Below are 22,236 nucleotides of genomic sequence, written 5' to 3' on the forward strand. Positions count from 1 at the left end.
TGATGAAAACGCACGCCATCGGGGTAAGGGCGTTTCGCTATATAGATAAATATATAGCGTCAGCCTGTCGTTCTGAAAGCACTGTTTTATCGCGGAGACAGAATTTTCAGCGCATTTTCAGCCAGTTGCCGCGTCAGCTCGGTGGCCCCCAGCTGATGTTTGATACCGACTGCCTGGCCTGCCCAGAGGTTCACGAAGTCACTGCTGCCCAGTTTCTCCGCCTGGGCGCGCAGCGGCATCAAGGCACCGCCCGCCAGCGGAAACGCCGGGGCGAGCGGGCTGATGGGGCCGGCTTCGCGCATGATCCGATTGACGATGCCTCGCGCCGGACGCCCGGTGAAGAGGTTGGTCAGAGCGGTCTGGCTGCCCGTGGCATCGTGCAGCGCTTGACGGTGCAGGGCGCTGACGCTGGCTTCCGGGCAGAACAGATACGCGGTCCCGACCTGTAACGCCGAAGCGCCCAGGATAAATGCTGCCGCGACACCGCGTCCGTCTGCGATACCTCCTGCGGCGATGACCGGGATGCTTGTGGCGTCAGCCATTTGCGGGACCAATGCAAAGGTACCGACCTGGGTGTGCAGTTGATCGCTGAGGAACAGCCCCCGATGGCCGCCTGCTTCGTAGCCCATGGCAATCACCGCGTCGCAGCCGTGTTGCTCCAGCCAGATCGCTTCCTCGACCGTGGTGGCTGACGAGATGATCTTTGCACCCGTGGCCCGGACCCGATCCAGTAACGATGGCTGCGGAAGGCCGAAATGGAAACTCACCACTTCCGGCCTCAAGCGCTCGATCAATGTGCAGCTGTCGCTGTCGAAGGGCGCGCGGTTGGAGACTGGTGTCGGCGCATCGAAATCGGCACCCAATTCCTCGTAATAGGGCTTGAGCGACTGCTTCCAGCGTTCGGCGCGCTCGGCATCGTGGGCCGGAGGCTGATGGCAGAAGAAATTCAGGTTCAGCGGAGCGTTACCGGTCTGCTGCCTGAAAGTCGCTACTTCCTGTTCGATTTTCTCAGGGGTGAGCATGGCGCAGGGCAATGCCCCCAAGCCGCCAGCCTGAGCCACAGCAATGGCCATCTGCGATCCGCTGGCGCCCGCCATGGGGGCTTGCAACAGCGGCAGTTCGACGGCAAACAGTTCAGTGATGCGGCTATCTGGCCATTGACTCATGTGTTTCTCCGGCAGGCATTCAGGCAATGCTCATTGAGCGCGCGAATGGCGGGAATGGCAAACGCCACGTCGAGCGTCGACAAGCCGGCAGGGCCACTCGGTTGACATAAAAAACGATCGGTCTACTATTCGGGTATGACTCAGCCAACCACCTCGCTACCCACTCCCTCACTCGCCAGGCCCCGGCGTCCCGGCCGGCCGCCAAAGGTTGATCGCGATAATCTCGAGACCCGCGAGGCGCTGCTGCGCCGCGGTCTGGAAGTGCTCACCGAACAGAGTTTTTCGGCCACAGGGCTTGATTACATCCTCAAGGAAGTCGGCATTCCCAAAGGGTCGTTCTATCACTACTTCCCCAGCAAGGAAGCCTTTGGCCGGGCGGTGCTGGATGAGTACGCGCGCTATTTTGCGCAGCGGCTGGACCGCTGGCTGCTGGATGAAGCGCTTTCGCCACTGGAGCGACTTGTCGGCTTTGTGCAGAGCGCCAAGGGCGGTATGGCGCGACACGACTATCGACGCGGTTGCATGGTCGGCAATCTGGGCCAGGAAATCAGTCTGTTACCGGACGGATTTCGCGAGGTACTGGAACAGACGCTGCTGGACTGGCAGTCGAAACTGGCGGGTTGTCTGAGGGCTGCGCAATCAATGGGCGAGCTGGCTGCAGACGCTGATTGCGATGAGCTGGCCGCGTTTTTCTGGATCGGCTGGGAGGGCGCAGTGCTGCGTGCCCGGCTGGTTAAAAGCGCTACACCATTGAACACGTTCCTTGCCGGCTACCTTCGCGGTTTGCCGCAATGATTTCTCTTCAGAACTATTTAAAGACGATCAGTCTAAATTGGAGGCGCATATGTTCAAGGGCATCTTGATCGACAAGGATGAGGCGGGCTACCACGTCAATCTGACCGACATCGACGAAGCGCGGCTGCCCTCGGGCGACGTGACGATCGACGTGTCGCACAGCACGCTCAACTACAAGGACGCGCTGGCGATCACCGGTCAGAGCCCGATCGTGCGCAGCTTCCCGATGGTCCCGGGTATTGACCTGGCCGGTACGGTTGAAGCCAGCGATACCCCTGAGTTCAAGGTCGGGGACAAGGTTCTGCTCAATGGCTGGGGCGTAGGCGAAGGGCATTGGGGCGGGCTGGCGCAAAAGGCCCGGCTCAAGAGCGAATGGCTCATTCCTTTGCCAGAGGCCTTCACGCCGGCGCAGGCGATGGCCATCGGCACGGCGGGCTACACCGCGATGCTCAGTGTCCTGGCATTGGAAAAGCACGGCTTGACCCCGGACCACGGTGATGTGCTGGTCACCGGCGCCAATGGTGGGGTCGGCAGCTTTGCCATCGCCATCCTGGCCAGGCTCGGCTATCGGGTCATTGCTTCCACCGGGAGGGCCTCGGAAAGCGACTACCTGCAGCAACTCGGCGCGGCACAGATCGTTGACCGGCAAACCCTCTCGCAGCCTGGGCGACCGCTGGCCAAGGAGCAATGGGCGGCGGCAGTCGACTCTGTCGGCAGCCATACATTGGCCAACGTGTGCGCCGGTATTCGTTATCGGGGTGTGGTGGCGGCCTGTGGCCTGGCGCAGGGCATGGAGTTTCCGGGGTCGGTTGCGCCGTTCATTCTGCGCGGTGTCACGCTGGCGGGTATCGACAGCGTGACTCGCCCGCGCGCGGATCGGCTGGAAGCCTGGTCGAGGCTGGCGAGCGACCTGGACATGTCGTTGCTGCCACTGATCAGCCGTGAAGTCGGCTTGAGCGAGGTGATCGACCTCGCGCCGCAATTGATTGCAGGGCAGGTTCGTGGCCGGATTGTGGTGGATACCGCACGTTGAGTGAATCAGAGGGCGTCGACACTGGCACACTCAAGCGCGATCAGTGCGCGATGCACCTGCGTCGTGCCGAGCCCGGTTTCGCATAATTGCAACGGCGTGCGACCGCCGAATGACGTGTTGCGGGCAACCAGCCATTGGCTGGCACGCTCGGGCGTTGCAAACACCTGCAGGGCGTGGCTGGCAATCATCGCCACACGGTCTAGGCGTTCGGAGGCTACCAGGTCCAGTGACTGTTGCTGGCGCTGGCGCCGTTCGAGGGTTGAAACCGATGCGTTGAACAGCGCTTCCATTTGCCTGGGGGCAAGGGCCAGCGCGTCCCGCACTGCACGGATCCAGCGCGGTGCAAAGCCCGCCTGAATGTTCGTCAGGCGTTCAGCTTCGCTGCGCTGACTGAGCTGGTGGGTCAGCAACCAGAAACTGGCCGCCGCGTCACCGCGGCCAGGTGTTTTGCGGGCAGAGGGCGGAATCAAGGTGCGTGCCGGCCTTCGATGGCGGAAAGGACGGCCAAGGCTATCCCAGGTGACGCGTCGTTCAAGCGGCAGGATGTTACCGGGCGTTGCCTGACGGGGCAGGTGGTGCGCTGCAGCGCAGGTGTCGCACCAGAGCCCTCGTGCTAAAGTCGCTCGCTTGAATGCGAATGAAAAGCGCCGTGGCTGTTGGCACGCGCTTGCACCAGAAAAGGCGTCGCTCCCTATGCCGCACGACCCTCACACCGACCAGGACGCACGCATCGTCAGCCAGCCTTCGCTGCCCGACGTCAACAAGCCGCTGCGCCTCTACCTCGATCGCCTGGCACCTTCAAGCCGCCTGACCATGACCTACGTTCTGCAGGATGCAGCAGACCGGCTGGGCATGGCTGACGTCGATATTCATGATGTTCCCTGGCACACCCTGCAACCTGGCCACGTTACCGCGCTGGTCGCAACGCTGCGTCAGGATGACTACGCGCCCAACACCACCTCGCTGTATGTGAACGCCATTCGCGGCGTGATGAACGAAGCCTGGCGACACGACCTGATCAGCCACGATCAACTGCTGAAAATCCGCTCGATCAAACCGGTCAGCGGCACGCGATTGGTCAAGGGCCGCAACATCCGTCGCACGCTGATTCGTGAGCTGATGGAAGCCTGTGCTGCCGACCCCAGGCCGCAAGGGCGTCGCGATGCCGCGATCATTGCCATTCTGTATGGCTCGGGGATGCGCAAGTCCGAGTCGGTCAACCTCGACCTTTCCCAGATCGACTTCGCCGAGCGCAGCCTGCGGGTGCTGGGCAAAGGCAACAAGCAATTGATCAAATACGCCCCCGAATGGGCCTTCAAGGCGCTGAACGACTGGCTGGCGTTGCGCCGGTCGTGCCTCCCGCCGGGGCAGGGCGATGACCCGTTCCTGTTCAACCGGATTCGCCGTGGCAGCCATATCACCCGCGACAGAATCACCAAGCACGCCATTTACTTCATCGCCAAGCAGCGCGGGCGCCAGGTGGGTGTGAACATCATGCCCCATGATTTTCGACGTTCGTTCATTACCCGGGTGATCGAAGAGTTCGATCTGTCGATTGCCCAGAAGCTCGCGCATCACACGCACATCTCGACCACCGCCAGTTACGACATGCGCAGTGACAACGAGCGGCGCAATGTTGTGGACGGGTTTGATCTTTGAGCAAAAAAAAGCCACCTCGCGTAAACGGGGTGGCTTAAAAGATCTAACCAAAGGAGTGATGAAGCAGAGCAGAGATTCACCGGCATCGCGACGCGGATTCGCGGGGCCGGGAGAAATGTTCGTTCATCGCCGGCAACGTTAACACTGGCGTTCCCGATTCAGTTATCAGCGTTATCGATAGCCGTCATTGGCAAAAGAAATAGGACGGCGGACGGGCCTGCGGATCGCCATCCAGAAAATGGATAGTTCGACCCTGAGCTATCCGGCAATCGGATAGCCAACAATTGGCAACAATTTCATGCTTTGCCGCACTTGAAACGTACGGGACTGAGCATGGAAAAGTTCGATATACACCGTAAAACCCGATTCGACTCGCTGGTACACGAGTACGGACTGGATGGCAGCCGCCTGCTGCCGTGGGAAGGCTACCCGATGCCGTTCGCCGGCGGCTGGTGCGTGGTCCGTCCGGGCACCTGCAGCGAAGCACACACCCAGATCGATCAGGAAATCTTCATTGCCATCAAGGGCAGTGCGCGTCTGGTTGTCGGTGACCGGCAGATGGATTTCACCGTTGGCGATATCGCCGCCATTCCGAAACACACCAACCATTACGTCATCAATGATTCCGCCGAGGACTTCCACTTCTATGTGGTCTGGTGGGACATGAACTACGTGAACGCGTTCGTGGCGCAGCACAGCGAGACCACGGGGTGCCTGGATGAGTAAGTTCATCGTCACCATCACGCCCCCGACCCCCAATGGCGATTTGCACATAGGCCATATCGCCGGGCCGTTTCTGGCCGCTGATGTGTTTACCCGCGTGCAGCGTCAGCGTGGCCACGAGTGTGTGCTGGTGTCCTACTCCGACGACTACCAGTCCTACATGTTGCGCAAAGGGCTGGAGCAGGGCGTCGACCCGGTCGAGCTGGCCAGGCGCAATTCCGACCGCATCGAGGCCTCGCTGGCGGCCATCAACATACAGCCCGACAACTGGATGCGCCCGCACGACAACCCGTGGTTCGCCGAAGCGGTGGGTGAGGTGTTCGGTGCGTTGCGTGATGCCGGCGCGATCGAGTGTCGGGATTCAAGCGAGTCGTATTGCCCTGATTGCGATGTCTGGGGTTACGAGGCGTTTGCCCGGGGCAACTGCAATTACTGCGGTGCCGAGTCCGACGCCAGTCAGTGCGAGAACTGCGCCCAGGCCCCTGACGCCGAGCTGATGACGGACTTGCGCTGCAAGCTCTGCAGTCAGCCCTCGCAATGGAAAAACGCCCATCGCGCGTTTCTGAAACTGGCCGGGTTCAAGCCGCAGTTGCGTGACCGCCTGCTGGGCCAGTCATGGCGCAAGCCGCTCGACAGCTGGTTGCGCGACAGCCTGGAGCACCTGCATGACTGGGGCGTCACGCGTCCGGGCGACGGCGGGCTTGATCTGCAGGCCGACGGCTCGTGCCGGGTGCACACCTGGTTCATGGGGCTGGCGGGCTACATGGCGGCATTTCGGGAGTATGCCGACCGCGTCGGGCGTCCGGAGCTGTTTCGTCAGTACTGGCAGTCAGGGCAGGGCACGCTGGTGCATTTTCTCGGCTTTGACTGTGTGTTCAGCCACGCCATCGTCTATCCGGCGCAACTGACGGCGCTGCACGACATCAGGGTCCGCCAGCGCTTCATGCCCAATCAGTTTCTCAAGCTGGACGGCCTGAACCTGTCGACCAGTCGCAACCATGCGATCTGGGTCGGCGACCTGGCCCGTGAAGCCTGCGCGGACAGTGCGCGCCTGTATCTGGCGAGTATCGCGCCGGAGGAAAGCGAAGGTGATTTCCGCCTGGCGCAGTTCCTTGCATGGCGGGCAGAGGTGTTCAGCGAGTTTTTCCCGGCCTTGCTGGACGCCGGAATAAACCGCGACGACCACTGGTGGAGCGGCCTCTGCGGGGCGGACGCCGGACTCCTGGAAGCGTTGCGCGTGCAGTGGAGCAAAGCTTCGGAGCCTGCGCAGTTTTCGATGAAACGCATGGCTCAGGTGCTGCTGGACGCGATCGCCATCACCCGCGGGCGTCTGGCCGAAGGACGCCCGGTCAGCCATCTGGCGGCATTCATCGCGGTGGCCGGCAAGGCGCTGATTCCGGACATGTCAGCGCAGATCATCAGCGCGTTCGCACTGCCCGAGGCCCGCGTCCACGCCACGCTGATGAACGGCCCGGCCGCTGAATACTCCATCTGAACGGATTCACGACAATGTTTATCGATTATGAGATAACGGTCATTGGCGCCGGGATCACCGGCGCCAGTATCGCGGCGAAGCTGTGCAGCGCCGGTGTGTCGGTCGCGCTGATCGACAAGGGCGCAGCCGGCAGCCTGGGCGCAAGCGGCTATTCCGGCGGCCTGGTTCGCCTGTATGACAGCGATCCGCTGCTGATGGAGCTGGCCGCCTATTCCATCAGCCTGATGGACGACGGCGTTTTTGCGACCACTTACGCCAGTGCGTTGCGGCGTACCGGGGTGATTTACCGGGCCGCCACGGACCAGCTGGATAACCTGCACCGCGCCATCGACCAGTACGGCAGCGAACGCTACCCGATGCGCCTGCTGTCAGGTCACGAGCTTGATGGCAGTCGCTACCCGCATTGCCCGGCGCTGGAACGGGTCAATCTGTTCGAGCCGCGCGCCTGCGTCGGCAATGTGCGTCAGGCCGTCGCCGCGCTGTGTCAGTCGGTACGCCAGCAGGGCTTGCTGCTGGAGCATCGCGAGATCAAGTCCATCGACTGCCGGGCGCCCGACCTTGTGCACATCGACCTGGGCAGCGCCACGCTGCGTTGCCGGACCGTGGTGGTCGCTGCCGGTGCCTGGAGCCAGCACCTGGTGCCGCACTCGGGGCTGGAAGCACGCTCGATTCCCCTTGCCCGGGTGCTGACCGAAGGCGACTGGTCAATGCCGGTAATTGATGCGGTTACCCAGAGCTACGGCATACCGCTGACTCGGCATATCGTGCAGACCGGCTGTGGCGTGCGTGACAGCGGCCTGTGGCCCGAGCACCTTGCGCAGCCCGATGCACGGCATAGCGAAGACGCCTGCAAACGCGTCGCCCAAGTGTGCGCCTCGGCCGGCAAGCCGCATGTGCTTGATGTGTTGCCCGGTTTCGACAGCTACAGCGCCGACGGTCGGCCGATGCTGGGGTTCTGCGCCGAGCGCAGCCCGGTGTATCTGGCCGCAGGCATGTCCGGGCTGGGCTTCAAGTTCGCGCCCGGCGTGGCGCACATTGCTGTCGAGCAACTGCGCAGGCATCTGGCTGGAAAGGATCGCGCTTGCTCTGGCTGGTCGGCATTGTCGCCAGGCAGGTCGATGCCGGGCTTTTCAGCACAAGACCTCGCGCTGGCGAGCGTGCAGTCATGACGTCCTCGGTCGACTCGCGTCTGCCGGGTTTGCGGGTCGGGGTCAGCGCTCTGTTCGACCCCGACGACACGCCGCATGCACGGACCTTTTTGAGGGCGCTGGCGGTGGCGCGCAATTGCATGCCGGGGCTTGAGCGGGTGCAGTGGCGCTTTCTCGACGACGCTGCCAATGCCGTTCGCGGGGCCGATGTGGCTCGGCAAATGATCGACTGGAAGGCCGATCTGGTCATCGGTCATTTCTCTTCGGATGCAGCCGTTGCTGCCGCGCCGCTGTATCGGCACGCCGGTATTGCCCTGCTGACCCCCGCAGCAACGATCGATTGCCTGACCCTGGAGCACCCCAACGTCTTTCGTTTCTGCCCCGCGGACCGGCAACTGGCGGCGGATCTGGTCAGCTGGCTGGAGACTCGTCAGTGGCTGCGCGTGCATGTTCAGGCCGACGACAGTGCTCACGGTCGGGCCTTGTGCATCGCCATCAGCGCGGCACTGGCAGGTGCCGGTTTGCAACGTGTCGACGAGCTCGACCAGGCCGATGTCGAGGTGTTTGCCGGACGCCTCAAACCCAGTCGCGAGCACTGGCAAGCGCGGCGGCAGGCCGACAGTACTCGACCGCTGGTGCTGACCGACGACGCTGCCTCGCCGTATCTGGGGTGCGCCGCAGCGCACGACAGCAACACCTTCGTGATCGGCTTCGCAGCCCCCGACAGCGCTGGACATCGCTGTCAGGCCCAGGCACTGCACCGGTCGCTGTTCGCTGCCGAACCGCAGACCTACTTTCGCGAAAGCCTGCTGATGCTTTACGTGCTGGCCGAGGTGGCCCGCGCCGGTCTTCGCGCCGCGCAACTGCCGGATGCGTTTCGGCACAGCACCTTCAACACACCGCTGGGCACGGTCAGCTTCGATCAGGGCGAGCTACGCAGCGCGACGACCTGCCTCTGGACGCCAGGCCCCACCGGGCTGAGCCGCATCGCCCCATAGCACCCAAAACACCGCTTTACACCAACTCTAAGGACCGGAACTTCATGGGTAACTCGACACCACACACCTTGCATTCGGACGCCGTCTGTATCGGCTTCGGTCCGGCCGGTATCGCGCTGGCCTGCGCGTTCGCCGATGCGCGAGAGGCCAATGACCCGCTGGGCGCGCTGTCCGTTCGCTATCTGGAAGCTGCGCAGGACAGCCAATGGCATCGCGAACTGCTGCTGGCCGGAACGGACATCAATCATCACGTATTTCGCGATCTGGTGACCCCGCGTAATCCACGCAGCCGCTTCTCGTTCGCCATGTACCTCAAGGAACACGGGCGAATGTTCGATTTCGGCCTGCTGGGCCGCCCGGCCAGTCGCCATGAATGGTCGGATTATCTGGCCTGGGTCGCCGCGCAGGTGGACAGCCAGACCTGCTTCAACACGCCGGTTACAGGCATTGACCCGGTGCTGCGTCATGGGCGCCTGCATGAACTACGCGTGTGCACGGCGGATACCTGTTTCACGACGCGCAATGTCGTGCTGTCCAGCGGCAGTGCTCCGCGTATTCCGCCCGCGTTCGAGGCGCTGATCGGCCCGACGCTGTTTCACACGTCGCAGTTTCTGAGCCGCCTGCAAGCCTTCGGCGAGCACCTGCCCAAGCGCTGGCTGGTGCTCGGTTCTGGGCAGAGCGCCAGTGAGTCGGTGCTGGAACTGGTCAGCCGCGACGCCGGCATCGAGGTGCATTCAGTGCATCGCTCGGCCGGTTTCAAACTCACCCAGCTGGGCCAGTTTCCCAACCGGGTATTCGCTCCGGATCACGTCGACTATTTCCATAGCCTGGACCCCGCCGCGCGGCAGCGTTTTCTCGACTGGAGCCGCTCGACCAATTACGCAGGGATCGACCCGGACGAAAGCCAGAAGCTGTTTTCGCTGATCTACGAAGACGCCATTGCCGGTCGCAAACGCCTGCAGACCTACGCCTACAGCGTGATCAGCGCCATAGAGCCCGTCGCCGAAGGCTACCGGGTCGAGCTGACCGACACCTTCAGCCAGCGCACCCAGGTGCTTGAGGTCGATGCCGTGGTGCTTGGCACCGGGTATCAGCAGTACCTGATACCGCCGTTGTTGAGTGGTTTGCAGCCATGGCTGCAGGCCGATGTCGACGGTGGTTTGCTCATCGATCGGGATTATCGGGTCGCCACCCAAGGCGAGTGCGACGTGAATATCTGGGTCAACGGCCTTTCCGAACGCAGCCACGGAATCAGTGACAGTCAGTCGTTTTCACTGATGGCATTGCGCGCCGAGCGTATCGCCACCGCTCTTCAGCAGGCCGTAGCACCGGCAGCCGAACCTTTGCTGGCACAGTGGAAGTGAAGCCCATGTACAACTCTCTTTGCGAAATCGTTCACGATCAGGCCTTCCTCAAGGTGACTGGCCTGGGCGCCGATTTTTTCCTGAAAATGGAATCACTCAACCCGGCAGGCTCGATCAAGCTCAAGACTGCCGTGGGGTTGATCAATGACCTTCAGGCGCGGGGCCTGCTGGGCCCGGACACGATTCTGATCGAGTCCTCGTCGGGCAATCTCGGGGTGGCGCTGGCGATGATCTGCGCTGAACGGGGCATCCCGTTTACCTGCGTGGTCGACCCCAACAGCTCCAGCCACAACATCCGCATGATGCGCAGCTACGGCGCCGAGGTCATCCAGGTCGAAATCCCGGACGCCAACGGCGGGTTCCTCGGGACGCGCATCGAGCTGATTCGTGAAAAAGTGGCCAGCGACCCGCGCTATGTCTGGCTCAATCAATACGAGAATGCGGCCAACCCGCGTGCCCATGCGCGAACCACGGCGCGTTCGATCAGCCAGCATTTCGGCCATGTGGATTATGTGTTCGTCGGTGCCGGGACCACTGGCACCTTGATGGGCTGCATTCAGCATTTTCAGCGCCATCATCCGACCACCCGAATCATTGCTGTGGACAGCGTCGGCTCGGTGACCTTCGACACCCCGGCCAGCCGGCGCTTCATTCCTGGACTGGGCACCAGCCAGCGCCCGCCGATCTTCAATGCCGATGGCATTCATGCGCTGGAAATGGTCCCGGAATCACACACCGTCGCCATGTGCCGCATTCTGGCGCGCAGCAAGGGCCTGCTGGTCGGCGGGTCCACCGCGACGGTGATCGCTGCGGTGCATGCCTGGCGCGAGCGCATCGAGCCCGGTTCGGTGGTGGTGGCGTTATCGCCGGACTGGGGCGAGCGCTACCTCGACACGCTGTACGATGATCACTGGGTCGAACAGCGGTTTGGCCGCGAAGTGCTGAGCATGACCCTGGCAGACCTGTCCTCACCAGTGGCCGAGACATCTCCGGAGAGCATGGCAGCGCCTGCGCTTTCCCGGCATTCAAGCTGGACGGTCTGGCTGGCCGCCGAGCGGCTGAAGCGCGCGGCGTTCCATGTGGTCGATGGTGAGGTGGTTGCGCGCCTGCTGGCGGCGGACCCGCTGGCCTGCATCGATGACGTGCAGGCGGCGTATCTGGCTCATGAGGCTGGCCAAACGATCAATCCCGACAGTTACTTTCTGCGCTTTGCGCAGGCACCGGCCAATCGCATCATCGCCTTGCCCGCCAGCCTGTCGGGCGAGCAGCCGGTCAGTGGCATCAAATGGATTTCCAGCTTTCCGGGCAATATCGACACGGGCCTGCAGCGCGCCTCGGCGGTGCTGATTCTCAACGATCCACTCACCGGTTATGCTTTTGCCTGCCTGGAGGCCTCGCGTATCAGTGCCATGCGCACGGCAGCCTCGGCGGTGCTCGCTGCGCGCTGGATGAGCCGCCAGCAGCGCCATGTCGGGCGAATGTCGTTCATTGGTGCCGGTTTCATTGCCCGCACCATCCTCGACATGTTCGTCAGCGATGGCTGGACGATGGACGCAGTCAGCGTCTTCGATCAGCACCAGGATTCGGCGCTGGCGCTGGTCGGACATGCCAGCCGTCATGGACTGCACAGCGAGCCGAGCGACCTGGCGACGTGCCTGCAAGCCGATGTGGTGGTGTTCGCCACTACTGCGCCGAGCCCTTATGTACTGGAACCGGTGTTTCAGCCGGGGCAACGGGTGCTGAACATCTCGTTACGCGATCTGGGGCCGGAGGTCATTGCCCAGGCCAACAACATCCTCGATGACGTCGAACACTGCCTCAAGGCTCAGACCTCGCCTGACCTCGCCGTGCAGCAGTATCAGCACCGCTCGTTCATTACCGGGACGCTGGCACAGTTGATGACCGGGCAAGTGGAGTTGAGTCCGGACAAGGCTTCGATCTTTTCGCCGTTCGGGCTCGGTGTGCTGGACCTCGCCGTGGGGCAGCGGGTGTATCGCCAGGCGGTGGCCGAGGGCAGCGCTTTGCCGGTGCCGCAGTTCTTCTTTGAATCGGCGCGCTGGTGATGGCCATGCAGACGCATACCGTCGCCATTATCGGCATGGGCTCGCGCGGATTGAGCATTCTGGAGCAGTTGATCGGCATGAGTCGCCAAGACGTGCGGCAACCGCTGCGTATCGACGTGTTCGATCCGCAGCCGCCGGGCAGCGGGCTGCACCTTGCGCAGCAGCCGGATTACCTGATGCTCAACACCATGGCCGGTCAGTTGTCGGCGTTTTCCTCGGCTTTCCCGGCGTGTGAACCGCCAGGCCCGACCTTCTTGCAATGGTGCAGCCGTGAGGATGTACGCCTGGACGCGCGCGGCCATGTCAGCCTGGATGGGCAGGGCAGAGCAGTGGCATTTGGCGACTTCGTGCCGCGTGCACTGCTCGGGCGCTATTTGCAGGACAGTTACCGTTTTCTGCTGCAACGCTGCCCGGCGCATGTGCTGGTGCGCCACCACGCCGAGCAGGTGCTGAGCTGCCAGCCAAGGTCGCAAACGCCGGGTTTCCGGCTGCGTACTGGCAGTCTGGCAATGGACGTCGACGGCGTGTTCCTCACCAGCGGACATGCGCCCGCAAACCCCGCGCAGCAGGACGTCGGTGATTGCGTGGTCATCGAAGGACTGGGACTGACCGCCATGGACACGCTGGCGCATCTGACTGAGGGGCGTGGCGGGCGCTACGTGCGCGATGGCGGCTTCGCCGGCTGGCGTTACCTGCCATCCGGACGCGAGCCCAGGGTGTTGATGTGTTCCCGTAGCGGATTGCCGTTTCGTGCCAGGCCGCAGTGGCATGCCTGCCGTCACGCACCGTTGCCGAGGCTGTTTTTCACGGCCGACGCCATAGCCCGTTTGCGCGAGCAAAAGCAAGGCGGGAGGCTCGACTTTCGCGCCGATGTGCTGCCTCTGATCAAGGATGAAATGCGTGCCGTGTTTTATCAGGCCAGGGTCCGCATGGAGGCACCTGGGCGGTTGGCCTCTGTTCAGCGCCTGCTGCGCGAGTCAATCAGCAGACCGGCAGTGTTTGCCCGTCTGGCAGAGCAGTGGGATGAATTCGAGCCTGAGCACTGGCTGATCACCCAGCCTTGGTCCGGCGCGCTAGGCACATACGGGCAGTGGTTCGTCGACTGGATCAAACGTGACCTGGCCCTGGGTCGGCTGGGCACCGCGCACAGCCCGATCTGTCAGGCACTGGAGGTCTGGCGCGATTATCGCGACCTATTGCGTCTGGTTGCCGATCACAACGGCCTGACCGAATCCTCGACGCTGGAGTTCTACGGCACATGGGCAGGACTGAGTAACCGTCTGGTCGGCGGGCCGCAGAAGGAACGCCATGAAGACTTGCTGGCGTTGATCGAAGCCAGGGTCGTGACGGTTCTGCCGCCGATGAGTGACGTGCAGGAGCCGCACAACCGCCTGTCTGCCCGCGTCGTCCACAGCGGCGTGTCGGGCAGTCGTCATGGGTTGATCAACGATCTGCGCAAGCGCGGGCTGATTCGTGCCGCGCATGCCTGGCCTGCCGATGGCATCGACACCGACGCCGTGGGCCGCGCGATCGGTCGCGACGGTGAGGTGCAGCAGCGGCTCTGGGTTCTCGGGCCCGCCGTGGAAGGCTGCACGTTCTACAACCACTACGTACCGACCCCTGATCCGACCTGTCGCGCGCTGATCGAGGCGCGCCGGGCAGTCGAGTCTTGTCTGGATACGCTGACAAACACAACTTCAAGTAGCATCATATTTCAGTTGAATAAAGCCATCCAAGCTATTAATTAAAAAGGAATTATTACTATGTACGAAATCACTTTGCTGACCGCCCTCGCTGGCGCGTTCATCGTGCTGATCATCAGCCCCGGTCCGAACTTTCTGGTGATCACCCAACTCTCGTTCAGCCAGTCGCGGCAGCAGGGCATCTGTGCCGGGCTGGGCGTTGCCTCGGGCAGCATTCTCTGGGCCTTGCTGGCTGCCACCGGGTTAGGGCTGGTGTTTCAGCAGTTGCCATGGCTGCAACCGACCCTGCAATTGCTCGGCGGTGCCTACCTGACCTGGCTCGGCAGCAAAAGCCTGCGCAGTGCCGGTAGCCAGCCCAAACCCAGGGACATCGCTGCGCTGGGCATCGGCAGTCTGAGCCGCGCCTATCGGTTCGGCCTGCTGACCAACCTGACCAATCCCAAGGCGCTGGCGTTCTACACCAGCGTGTTCACCACCGTGACCACGCCGGGCATGCCGATGTGGGTACGTACTGCGGGGGTATCGATCATCGCGGTGCTGGCGATTGCCTGGTTCGTGCTGCTCGCCACGCTGTTTTCGATCCCCGCGGTACAGACGCGCTATCAGCGCATGAAAAAGGCCATCGACATCGTCACCGGCCTGTTCATGATCGCTTTCGGTCTGCGCCTGCTGATCGGGTTGCTGCCTGCTGGCCTCACTCACTGAACTCACCTGTAAAGGAATACCTGAATGCACCGCAACGACTGGCACTACCCGACTTCCATCCGCGCAGGCGCAGGACGCGTCAACGAACTGGCCGACGCCTGCAGGGTGACCGGCATACAACGTCCGCTGCTGATCACCGACAGCTTTCTCGGCAGCACCGATATGATCACCAGCGCCGTGGAGGACTGCCGCAATCAATTGGGCCACTGCGGCCTGTTTGACCGGGTCAAGGGCAACCCGACCGGCACCAACGTCGTCGAGGGGCTGCACGCTTACAGAACCGGAGGCTACGACGGTGTGATTGCGTTTGGCGGCGGCTCGGCGCTGGACGCTGCCAAGGCAGTCGCGCTGATGTCGGGCCAGACCCGCCCGTTATGGGATTTCGAAGACGTCAACGACAACCACCTGCGCGCCGATCCGGATGGCATTGCACCGGTGATTGCGCTGCCGACAACGGCTGGGACCGGCTCTGAAGTAGGGCGTGCGTCGGTGATTACCGATGAGCAGGCGCAGGTCAAACGCACCATTCTGCACCTTCGCATGATGCCGCGCATCGCGATTCTGGATGCCACGCTGACGCTCGACCTGCCCAGGCACCTGACCGCCGCCACCGGCGCCGATGCCTTGACCCACTGCATGGAATCCTGGTGTTCGCCGGCCTGGCACCCGATGGCCGAAGCGGTTTCGGTCAAGGGCATGCAGATGATCAAGGCGTTTTTACCACGTGTCGTCGCCGACGGGCAGGACCTGGAGGCGCGGCAGCAGATGCTGGTGGCCTCCAGCCTCGGCGCGGCCGCGTTTCAGCGCGGTCTGGGCGGCGTACACGCAATCGCGCAAAGCCTTGGGGCGCTCTACGACCAGCATCATGGCTTGCTGAACGCGATCCTGCTGCCCTACGTGCTGGAGGCCAATCGTTCGGTGCTGCAGACGCAAATGGACGATCTGGCGGTTTACCTGCGGTTGCCGTCGCCCGGTTTCTCCGGGGTGATGGACTGGCTGCTGACACTGCGCGAGCAGATCGGCATTCCACATACGCTGGGCGAGATCGGTATCGACGATCGCGACGCCGAGCGGGTCGGGCGGATGGCTTTCGCCGATGGCTGCTCGCACACCAACCCGATTCGCCATTCGGCGCAGGCCTACGCGCAGATCTTCAGCCGTGCAGTGAGGGGCGAGTGAACCATGGCTGTCCTGAACGAGGCGGGGATACAGCGTCTTGACCATGTCTGGCGCAGTTTCGTCGAGCAGGGTCGGATCGTCGGTGGCGTGCTGTTGCTGGCTCGGCATGGGCGTCTGGAATACGCCAGTGCGCGCGGCTGGGCCGATCGTGAACAGCAGATTCCGGTCACCCGCCGCACGCGTTTTCGTCTGGCCTCACTGACCAAGCTGTTGACCTCGGTCGCGGTGTTGCGGCTCTGCGAACGGGGTGTGCTGGATCTGCACGCTTCGGTGACGCACTGGCTGCCAGCCTTTCGACCGCATCTGGCCAATGGCCGCGAGCCGCTCATCACGCTGCAGCACCTGCTGTCACACGCGTCGGGCTTGAGCTACGGCTTTGAGCAAGCGCCCGATAACGCTTATCAGCGCGCCGGGGTGTCGGACGGGCTGGATCGCGTACCGTTCGACCTGCAGGAAAACCTGAGGCGTTTGGCGCGTGTGCCCTTGCTGTTTGAGCCCGGCAGCGCCTGGGGGTACTCGCTGGCCACGGATGTATTGGGTGCAGTGATCGAACAGGCCACGGGGCTGGCGTTGTCAGAAGCCATCGGCAAATGTGTCACCGCGCCTCTGCGCATGCATGCGACCTCATTCCGGCACCTGCCGGAATGTCCGCTGGCCAGCGCCTACAAGGATGGGGTCAGTGGCCCGGAGCGTATCGGCGATGACGATGGAGTGTTGCTCGACAGCGGCCAGGCGCGGCTGTCCGCAGCCCGCGCCTTTGACTCATGCGCGTATGAGTCGGGCGGGGCGGGAATGCTCGGCACGGCTGATGACTATCTGCGGCTGCTCGAATGCCTGCGTCTCGGCGGCGCGCCGCTATTGAGTGAAGCCGGTACCGCACGCTTGCTGGGCAATGCGATCGGCCAGACGATCATCGCCAGCCGCGGGCCCGGCTGGAGGTTCGGGCTGGGGCCGATGATCCTTATCGATCCAGTGCTTGCCGGGCAGCGGCAGGGGGCGGGAACCTGGTCGTGGTGCGGCCTGTATGGCAGTCATTATTGGGTCGATCCGCGTGCTGCGCTGAGCATGGTGGTCCTGACCAACACGGCGGTTGCCGGCGCGTGGGGCGAGTTTGCCGACGCAATCGTCGATGCGCTTTACCCCAAGCTGGGGGTCAGGCCCGGGCAAATTGCTTGCGGTAGCTGCTCGGGCTGATGCCCACCAGATTGCGGAAGTGCCGGCGAAACGACTCTTCGGAGCCGAAGCCGGCGCGGTCCACCACTTCATTCAGGCGCAATTTCGACGATTCCAGCAGTTCCTTGGCGTAGGCAATGCGCTCACCGAGCAGCCAGTCGTAAGGCGTCAGCCCGGTACTTTCCATGAAGCTGCGGTGCAAGGTGCGGGTACTGAGCGCTGCGCGTGAGGCCATCTCCTTGATGGTATGGGGGCGCTGCAGGTCGCTGCGAATCCAGTCCATCAGGTTGGAAATCGGCCCGTCGCTGGCCGATACCAGTTGCCGGGATGCATATTGCGATTGTCCGCCTTCGCGATGCGGCGGAATGACCATGCGCTGCGCAACCATGTTGGCAACGCGCGAGCCGTGATCGTTGCGCACCAGATGCAGCATCATGTCCAGCCCGGCGGCCGAGCCTGCTGCGGTCACGATGCTGCCCTGATCCACATACAGTTCGTTGGGCTGAATGGTCAGGCCCGGGTACATGGTGGCCAGCAGGTCGGTGTAGCGCCAGTGGGTCGTCACCTTGTGCCCGTCGAGCAGACCGGCCGCCGCCAGGACGAAGGCCCCGGTACAGATCGAGCAGATTCGCGCGCCGCGTGCATGAGCCGCCTGGAGCTGTTCGATGAGCCGTTGCGGAACCTCTGATTCAACCCCGCGCCAGCCCGGCACGATGATCGTGTCGGCGTTTTCCAGCAGCACCTCGCCGGGTGTGGGCACGATGGTGATGCCCCCGGCAGCGGTGATCGGGCCGTCGTCGACCGGGAAGGTCGCGAACTCGTACCAACTGACGCCCAGCTCGGGTCTTTTCAGCGCAAAGACTTCAACCGTGCAGCCAAATTCGAAGGTGCACAGCTGGTTGTAGATGAGTGCGACGACGAGATGATTTTTCATGGCGCGATGTTACCGGATATTGGCATTTCAGCCAGTAGTTTGACGTGATGCTACTGAGTAATCTGCTCTGTGTCACCGCTGAAACCCGCTTAACCCTCACTATGATGCAAGTGGCCTGCCATGCAGGCCCTGGAGCCAACTCGTGCCACTCAATATCGGTATCTACGTTTATGACGACGTCGAGGTTCTCGACTTCGCTGGCCCCTATGAAGTATTCACCACCGCAACCCGCATGCACGCCCGCAACAGCCGTGATGACCGGCAGTTGTTCAACGTGTTCACCATTGGCCGCAGCACCGCGTCAGTGCGTGCCCGCGCCGGGCTCAAGGTCGATCCGGATTTCTCGATCAACGACCATCCGCCCGTCGACTGCCTGATCGTTCCGGGTGGCGTCGTGACCGCTGAACTGGAAAAGCCCGACGTGATTCACTGGATCAGCGATCAGTCGGAGCCTGGCCGCGTGGTCGCTGCCGTATGCACCGGCGCCTTCCTGCTGGCCAGGACCGGCAAACTGGACGGCAAGCAGGTGACCACCCACTGGGAAGACATCGACGACCTCAAGGAAATGTTCCCATCGGTGGATGTGCTCAGCACGCTGCGCTGGGTCGATGAAGGCTCGTTCGTGACCTCGGCAGGTATTTCCGCCGGTATCGACATGAGTCTGCACCTGGTCGAGCGTCTGCACAGCCGTGAGCTGGCCGAACGTACCGCGCTGCAAATGGATTTCGACTGGACCGAGAACGACTGAGTCCAGTCGCGCTGCGGATACCCCTGAAGAGGCTATGTGCGCGACATGTGCATAGCCAGCGCTTCAACGCGATAGCCAGCGTCCGCCTTACCCCCGCTTGAGACATTCATTCGAACAGCCGATAAACCGGCCAGCTCGGTGTTTCGGCGGGGGTTTCCTGTATTCCCGAGCCTTTGGCTCAGCGGCAGGGCCGCACCCACCTTTGCAAAACCAGAGTGCAGGACACATGAAAACCCACTTCTTCAAAGTCGTTCAAACCGTCGCACAGCACGGTTCGTTCTCCGAGGCCGCCGCCATTCTGGGCTGCAGCCAGTCGAACATCAGCTATGCGATCAAGGAAGTCGAAGATTTTTTCGAAAAACGCCTGTTCATTCGCAGCCGCACAGGCTGCACGCTTACCCCTGAAGGCAAGGTCATCAGCCAGACCCTGGGAAATATCATGGCCACGCTCGAACAACTAAAAAAAATGGGGTCAGTGGCAGCGTCACCATTCATTACCACTCGCACATCCGCGAGACCGGCCTGAGTACCTCGCTGGACTTTCTCGCCCATCATTACCCCGATATTCATCTGAACGTGCTGCACCGCAGCGAACAGCATCCGTCGCTGGACGCATTGATAAAAGGCGTGGCCGATATTCTCATCCTGCCGGGTGCTGTGCTGGACGAGCATTACCTCGAGCACCATTGCTGGTCGGACCACTACGTACTGGTGGCGGCGCGCAGCAAGCAGGGGGCAGCGCAGTGTTTCGCCGAGCTTGCGCAGGTGTCGCGTTATGTGGCCTGGCGGCATCCAGGCGTGGAGCGCCTGCACCAGCAACTGGCATCGGCACAGGTACGGCTCAGTCAACGCGGCGAACTCAGTTGCCTGGACACGCTGCTGGACCTGGTTGCCAAGCGCCATTGCATCTCGATTGTGCCTGGCGCGCTGTTGAACGGACGGCTTCGCGAGCTGGAGTCGATCCCGCTGCCGCTGACCGTGATGCGCCAGATCTGCGTTGTGGCGCGGCCTGCCTCATTGCTGTCCAACGCCGCCAATGCCGTGGTTCAGGCACTGAAAAAACCACCGGCCTCGAACCCTCAGGCTCATTGACGGAGGTGTCACAAAACACTGTCACAGTGCCCTCAACGAACCTTTGAACGCGATACGAATGCAACGAATCGGGCCGGCAAGGCTCATATCCGTAAGCAATACATTCAGGACGCTCCGCACGCGGGGCGTCTCAGGTCGCCGATTCGAGAGGAAGACTGAACGCTATGACGATACCGGACAAGCAGTACGTGGAATGGCTGGTCGAGCAATCGATGCTGAACGCCGCAAGACAGCGCGCCAAGACCTATTCGGGGCAGGGCAGGCTCTGGCAGCGTCCTTTCGCCCTTGCACGTCCCAGAGACGCCTCCGCTATCGCCTCGGTCTGGTTCACCGCCTACCCGGCCTCAATCGTTACCCGCGAAGGCGGCTCGGTGCTCGAAGCGCTGGGTGATGAAACGCTGTGGCATGCACTGTCGGAAATCGGCATTCAGGGCATTCACAACGGGCCGCTGAAGCTGTCCGGCGGACTGCAGGGGCGCGAGCGCACGCCGAGTATCGATGGCAACTTCGACCGCATCAGTTTCGGCATCGACCCGGACCTGGGTACCGAAGCGCAACTGTTGAGCCTGACGCGCATTGCCGCAGCGCACAACGCGGTGATCATCGACGACATCATCCCGTCGCACACCGGCAAGGGCGCAGACTTCCGCCTGGCCGAGATGGCGTACGAGGATTATCCCGGCCTGTTCCACATGGTCGAGATTCGTGAGGAAGACTGGCAGCTGTTGCCTGAAGTGCCAGCGGGTCGCGATGCGGTCAACCTGATGCCCGATGTGGTGGATCAGCTGCGCGACAAGCACTACATCGTCGGCCAGTTGCAGCGGGTGATTTTCTTCGAGCCCGGGGTCAAGGAAACCGACTGGAGCGCCACCGACGTGGTACAGGGCGTTGATGGCAAGGCCCGCCGTTGGGTTTACCTGCATTACTTCAAGGACGGCCAGCCCTCCCTGAACTGGCTGGACCCCAGCTTCGCCGCGCAGCAGATGATCATCGGTGACGCGCTGCATGCCATCGATGTCATGGGCGCCCGGGTGTTGCGCCTGGACGCCAACGGTTTCCTTGGCGTCGAACGTCGCGCCGAAGGCACCGCCTGGTCGGAAAGCCATCCGCTGTCGATCACCGGCAACCAGCTTCTGGCCGGCGCGATACGCAAGGCCGGCGGCTTCAGCTTCCAGGAGCTGAACCTGACCATCGATGACATTGCCTCCATGGGGCAGGGTGGCGCGGATCTGTCCTATGACTTCATTACCCGACCGGCCTATCAACACGCGCTGCTGACCGGCACCACTGAATTCCTGCGCCTGATGCTGCGCCAGGTGCATGCCTATGGCATCGATCCGGCGTCATTGATCCATGCCTTGCAGAACCACGATGAGCTGACCCTGGAACTGGTGCATTTCTGGACGCTGCACGCCCACGACACCTTCCATTACCAGGGCCAGACGTTCCCGGGCAACATCCTGCGTGAGCACATTCGTGAGGAGATGTACGAGAAGCTGTCCGGCGAACACGCGCCGTACAACCTCAAGTTCGTCACCAACGGCGTCTCCTGCACCACGGCGAGCATCATCACTGCAGCGCTGGGCATTCGTGACCTGAGCACCATTACCGATGCCGACATTCAGCAGATCCAGCACATTCACCTGCTGCTGGTGATGTACAACGCCATGCAGCCGGGCGTGTTTGCCCTGTCTGGCTGGGACCTTGTCGGTGCCCTGACGCTGCCGGCCGAGCAGGTCGACCACCTGATGCAGGATGGCGACACGCGCTGGGTTCACCGCGGCGCCTACGATCTGGTCGATCTCGACCCGGAAGCCGAGTTTTCTGCCGGTGACATGCCGCGTCCCAAGACGTTGTACGGCAGCCTGGTCACTCAACTCCAGCGTCCAGATTCGTTTGCCTCGCAGCTCAAGAAGATTCTCGCTGTGCGCCGCGCCTATGACATCGCGGCAAGCCGTCAGATTCTGATTCCTGATGTCGAGCATCCAGGGCTGCTGGTCATGGTCCATGAGCTGCCGGCCGGCAAGGGCACGCAGATCACTGCGCTTAATTTCAGCGCGGAGACGATCGTCGAAACGCTGCAGTTGCCTGGCATTGCGCCGGGTCCGGTGGTTGACATCATCAACGAGCGTGTTGAAGGCGATCTGACCGAGCAGGGCGAGTTCACCATCACCCTCGATGCCTACGAAGGGCTGGCTCTGCGTGTGGTCAGCGCCTTGCCACTCTGAGGTGTCACGCGCAGCCGGACTGGCTGCGCG

The 22,236-nt window shown here is 62.5% G+C and carries 20 protein-coding genes; 17 read left to right on the top strand and 3 right to left on the bottom strand.

The window, feature by feature from the left end; translation table 11 throughout:
* Positions 1-86 precede the first annotated feature (86 nt).
* A complete protein-coding gene (locus KBY02_RS24330) occupies positions 87-1,166 on the bottom strand; it encodes an NAD(P)H-dependent flavin oxidoreductase (RefSeq protein ID WP_225650825.1) in 1,080 nt (359 codons plus the stop codon).
* A gap of 135 nt (positions 1,167-1,301) precedes the next feature.
* Between KBY02_RS24330 and KBY02_RS24335 the strand changes: the two genes are divergently transcribed.
* Entirely contained in the window at positions 1,302-1,961 is a 660-nt protein-coding gene (locus KBY02_RS24335) for a TetR/AcrR family transcriptional regulator (protein ID WP_225650826.1), read from the top strand.
* Between the two features lie 49 nt (positions 1,962-2,010).
* Complete coding sequence (locus KBY02_RS24340) at positions 2,011-2,994, top strand: MDR family oxidoreductase (protein WP_003400957.1); 984 nt, start codon at positions 2,011-2,013, stop codon at positions 2,992-2,994.
* A 5-nt stretch (positions 2,995-2,999) separates the two neighbouring features.
* Here the strand turns inward: KBY02_RS24340 and KBY02_RS24345 are convergent, their stop codons facing one another.
* Positions 3,000-3,464, bottom strand: a complete 465-nt coding sequence (locus KBY02_RS24345) for an antitoxin Xre/MbcA/ParS toxin-binding domain-containing protein (protein ID WP_060401043.1) — start codon at positions 3,462-3,464, stop codon at positions 3,000-3,002.
* Positions 3,465-3,687: 223 nt separating this feature from the next.
* On the opposite strand from KBY02_RS24345, the gene xerC reads away from it, so the two are divergent.
* The 11 genes from xerC (at position 3,688) to KBY02_RS24400 (ending at position 17,225) form a co-directional block, all read left to right on the top strand.
* Positions 3,688-4,653: a tyrosine recombinase XerC gene (gene xerC, locus KBY02_RS24350; RefSeq protein ID WP_129450881.1), complete on the top strand. Its 966-nt coding sequence runs from the start codon at positions 3,688-3,690 to the stop codon at positions 4,651-4,653.
* Between the two features lie 333 nt (positions 4,654-4,986).
* The gene (locus KBY02_RS24355) at positions 4,987-5,379 is read left to right on the top strand and encodes a cupin domain-containing protein (RefSeq protein ID WP_003410749.1); all 393 of its coding nucleotides are present in this window, start codon (positions 4,987-4,989) and stop codon (positions 5,377-5,379) included.
* Positions 5,372-6,871 carry a methionine--tRNA ligase gene (locus KBY02_RS24360; protein ID WP_060406609.1) on the top strand — a complete coding sequence of 500 codons (1,500 nt, stop codon included), beginning with the start codon at positions 5,372-5,374 and terminating at the stop codon, positions 6,869-6,871. The genes KBY02_RS24355 and KBY02_RS24360 overlap by 8 nt, the downstream gene beginning before the upstream one ends.
* Before the next feature lie 14 nt (positions 6,872-6,885).
* Complete coding sequence (locus KBY02_RS24365; RefSeq protein ID WP_225650827.1) at positions 6,886-8,040, top strand: NAD(P)/FAD-dependent oxidoreductase; 1,155 nt, start codon at positions 6,886-6,888, stop codon at positions 8,038-8,040.
* Positions 8,037-9,017 (top strand): ABC transporter substrate-binding protein, encoded by a 981-nt coding sequence (locus KBY02_RS24370; RefSeq protein WP_225650828.1) that lies wholly within the window; start codon positions 8,037-8,039, stop codon positions 9,015-9,017. The genes KBY02_RS24365 and KBY02_RS24370 overlap by 4 nt, the downstream gene beginning before the upstream one ends.
* A gap of 44 nt (positions 9,018-9,061) precedes the next feature.
* Positions 9,062-10,381, top strand: coding sequence for a lysine N(6)-hydroxylase/L-ornithine N(5)-oxygenase family protein (locus tag KBY02_RS24375; protein ID WP_225650829.1), 1,320 nt, complete (start codon positions 9,062-9,064; stop codon positions 10,379-10,381).
* Positions 10,382-10,386: 5 nt separating this feature from the next.
* A complete protein-coding gene (gene sbnB / locus KBY02_RS24380; protein WP_080277995.1) occupies positions 10,387-12,444 on the top strand; it encodes a 2,3-diaminopropionate biosynthesis protein SbnB in 2,058 nt (685 codons plus the stop codon).
* Complete coding sequence (locus KBY02_RS24385) at positions 12,444-14,192, top strand: FAD/NAD(P)-binding protein (RefSeq protein WP_225650830.1); 1,749 nt, start codon at positions 12,444-12,446, stop codon at positions 14,190-14,192. Before sbnB ends, KBY02_RS24385 begins: the two co-directional genes overlap by 1 nt.
* Positions 14,193-14,207: 15 nt before the next feature.
* The gene (locus KBY02_RS24390) at positions 14,208-14,852 is read left to right on the top strand and encodes a LysE family transporter (protein ID WP_024638643.1); all 645 of its coding nucleotides are present in this window, start codon (positions 14,208-14,210) and stop codon (positions 14,850-14,852) included.
* A 24-nt stretch (positions 14,853-14,876) separates the two neighbouring features.
* Entirely contained in the window at positions 14,877-16,031 is a 1,155-nt protein-coding gene (locus tag KBY02_RS24395) for an iron-containing alcohol dehydrogenase (protein WP_032655714.1), read from the top strand.
* 3 nt (positions 16,032-16,034) lie between these two features.
* On the top strand, positions 16,035-17,225 hold the full coding sequence (locus KBY02_RS24400; RefSeq protein WP_032655717.1) for a serine hydrolase domain-containing protein: 1,191 nt from the start codon (positions 16,035-16,037) through the stop codon (positions 17,223-17,225).
* Here the strand turns inward: KBY02_RS24400 and ftrA are convergent.
* Positions 17,185-18,138 (bottom strand): transcriptional regulator FtrA, encoded by a 954-nt coding sequence (gene ftrA, locus KBY02_RS24405; protein ID WP_003314848.1) that lies wholly within the window; start codon positions 18,136-18,138, stop codon positions 17,185-17,187. The genes KBY02_RS24400 and ftrA overlap by 41 nt on opposite strands.
* A 142-nt stretch (positions 18,139-18,280) precedes the next feature.
* Here ftrA and KBY02_RS24410 point away from each other — a divergent pair, with 142 nt between their 5' ends.
* From KBY02_RS24410 to treS, 4 genes are all read left to right on the top strand, one after another.
* Complete coding sequence (locus KBY02_RS24410) at positions 18,281-18,886, top strand: DJ-1/PfpI family protein (RefSeq protein WP_054091349.1); 606 nt, start codon at positions 18,281-18,283, stop codon at positions 18,884-18,886.
* Positions 18,887-19,112: 226 nt separating this feature from the next.
* Positions 19,113-19,412, top strand: a complete 300-nt coding sequence (locus KBY02_RS24415; RefSeq protein ID WP_003400996.1) for a helix-turn-helix domain-containing protein — start codon at positions 19,113-19,115, stop codon at positions 19,410-19,412.
* Positions 19,409-19,978 carry a substrate-binding domain-containing protein gene (locus tag KBY02_RS24420; protein WP_241693253.1) on the top strand — a complete coding sequence of 190 codons (570 nt, stop codon included), beginning with the start codon at positions 19,409-19,411 and terminating at the stop codon, positions 19,976-19,978. Before KBY02_RS24415 ends, KBY02_RS24420 begins: the two co-directional genes overlap by 4 nt.
* 164 nt (positions 19,979-20,142) lie before the next feature.
* Positions 20,143-22,206, top strand: a complete 2,064-nt coding sequence (gene treS, locus KBY02_RS24425) for a maltose alpha-D-glucosyltransferase (protein WP_003401001.1) — start codon at positions 20,143-20,145, stop codon at positions 22,204-22,206.
* Positions 22,207-22,236 lie beyond the last annotated feature (30 nt).

It is taken from the genome of Pseudomonas sp. P129 (assembly GCF_020312195.1).
Taxonomy (GTDB): domain Bacteria; phylum Pseudomonadota; class Gammaproteobacteria; order Pseudomonadales; family Pseudomonadaceae; genus Aquipseudomonas; species Aquipseudomonas fragariae.

Excerpts from the sequence above, each read along its gene's own strand:
- KBY02_RS24335 (WP_225650826.1), top strand. The coding sequence starts at position 1,302 with ATGACTCAGCCAACCACCTCGCTACCCACTCCCTCACTCGCCAGGCCC.
- treS (WP_003401001.1), top strand. The coding sequence starts at position 20,143 with ATGACGATACCGGACAAGCAGTACGTGGAATGGCTGGTCGAGCAATCG.
- xerC (WP_129450881.1), top strand. The coding sequence starts at position 3,688 with ATGCCGCACGACCCTCACACCGACCAGGACGCACGCATCGTCAGCCAG.
- KBY02_RS24400 (WP_032655717.1), top strand. The coding sequence starts at position 16,035 with ATGGCTGTCCTGAACGAGGCGGGGATACAGCGTCTTGACCATGTCTGG.
- KBY02_RS24385 (WP_225650830.1), top strand. The coding sequence starts at position 12,444 with ATGGCCATGCAGACGCATACCGTCGCCATTATCGGCATGGGCTCGCGC.
- KBY02_RS24365 (WP_225650827.1), top strand. The coding sequence starts at position 6,886 with ATGTTTATCGATTATGAGATAACGGTCATTGGCGCCGGGATCACCGGC.
- KBY02_RS24360 (WP_060406609.1), top strand. The coding sequence starts at position 5,372 with ATGAGTAAGTTCATCGTCACCATCACGCCCCCGACCCCCAATGGCGAT.
- KBY02_RS24340 (WP_003400957.1), top strand. The coding sequence starts at position 2,011 with ATGTTCAAGGGCATCTTGATCGACAAGGATGAGGCGGGCTACCACGTC.
- KBY02_RS24355 (WP_003410749.1), top strand. The coding sequence starts at position 4,987 with ATGGAAAAGTTCGATATACACCGTAAAACCCGATTCGACTCGCTGGTA.
- KBY02_RS24395 (WP_032655714.1), top strand. The coding sequence starts at position 14,877 with ATGCACCGCAACGACTGGCACTACCCGACTTCCATCCGCGCAGGCGCA.
- KBY02_RS24415 (WP_003400996.1), top strand. The coding sequence starts at position 19,113 with ATGAAAACCCACTTCTTCAAAGTCGTTCAAACCGTCGCACAGCACGGT.
- KBY02_RS24370 (WP_225650828.1), top strand. The coding sequence starts at position 8,037 with ATGACGTCCTCGGTCGACTCGCGTCTGCCGGGTTTGCGGGTCGGGGTC.
- KBY02_RS24390 (WP_024638643.1), top strand. The coding sequence starts at position 14,208 with ATGTACGAAATCACTTTGCTGACCGCCCTCGCTGGCGCGTTCATCGTG.
- KBY02_RS24330 (WP_225650825.1), bottom strand. The coding sequence starts at position 1,166 with ATGAGTCAATGGCCAGATAGCCGCATCACTGAACTGTTTGCCGTCGAA.
- sbnB (WP_080277995.1), top strand. The coding sequence starts at position 10,387 with ATGTACAACTCTCTTTGCGAAATCGTTCACGATCAGGCCTTCCTCAAG.
- KBY02_RS24375 (WP_225650829.1), top strand. The coding sequence starts at position 9,062 with ATGGGTAACTCGACACCACACACCTTGCATTCGGACGCCGTCTGTATC.
- ftrA (WP_003314848.1), bottom strand. The coding sequence starts at position 18,138 with ATGAAAAATCATCTCGTCGTCGCACTCATCTACAACCAGCTGTGCACC.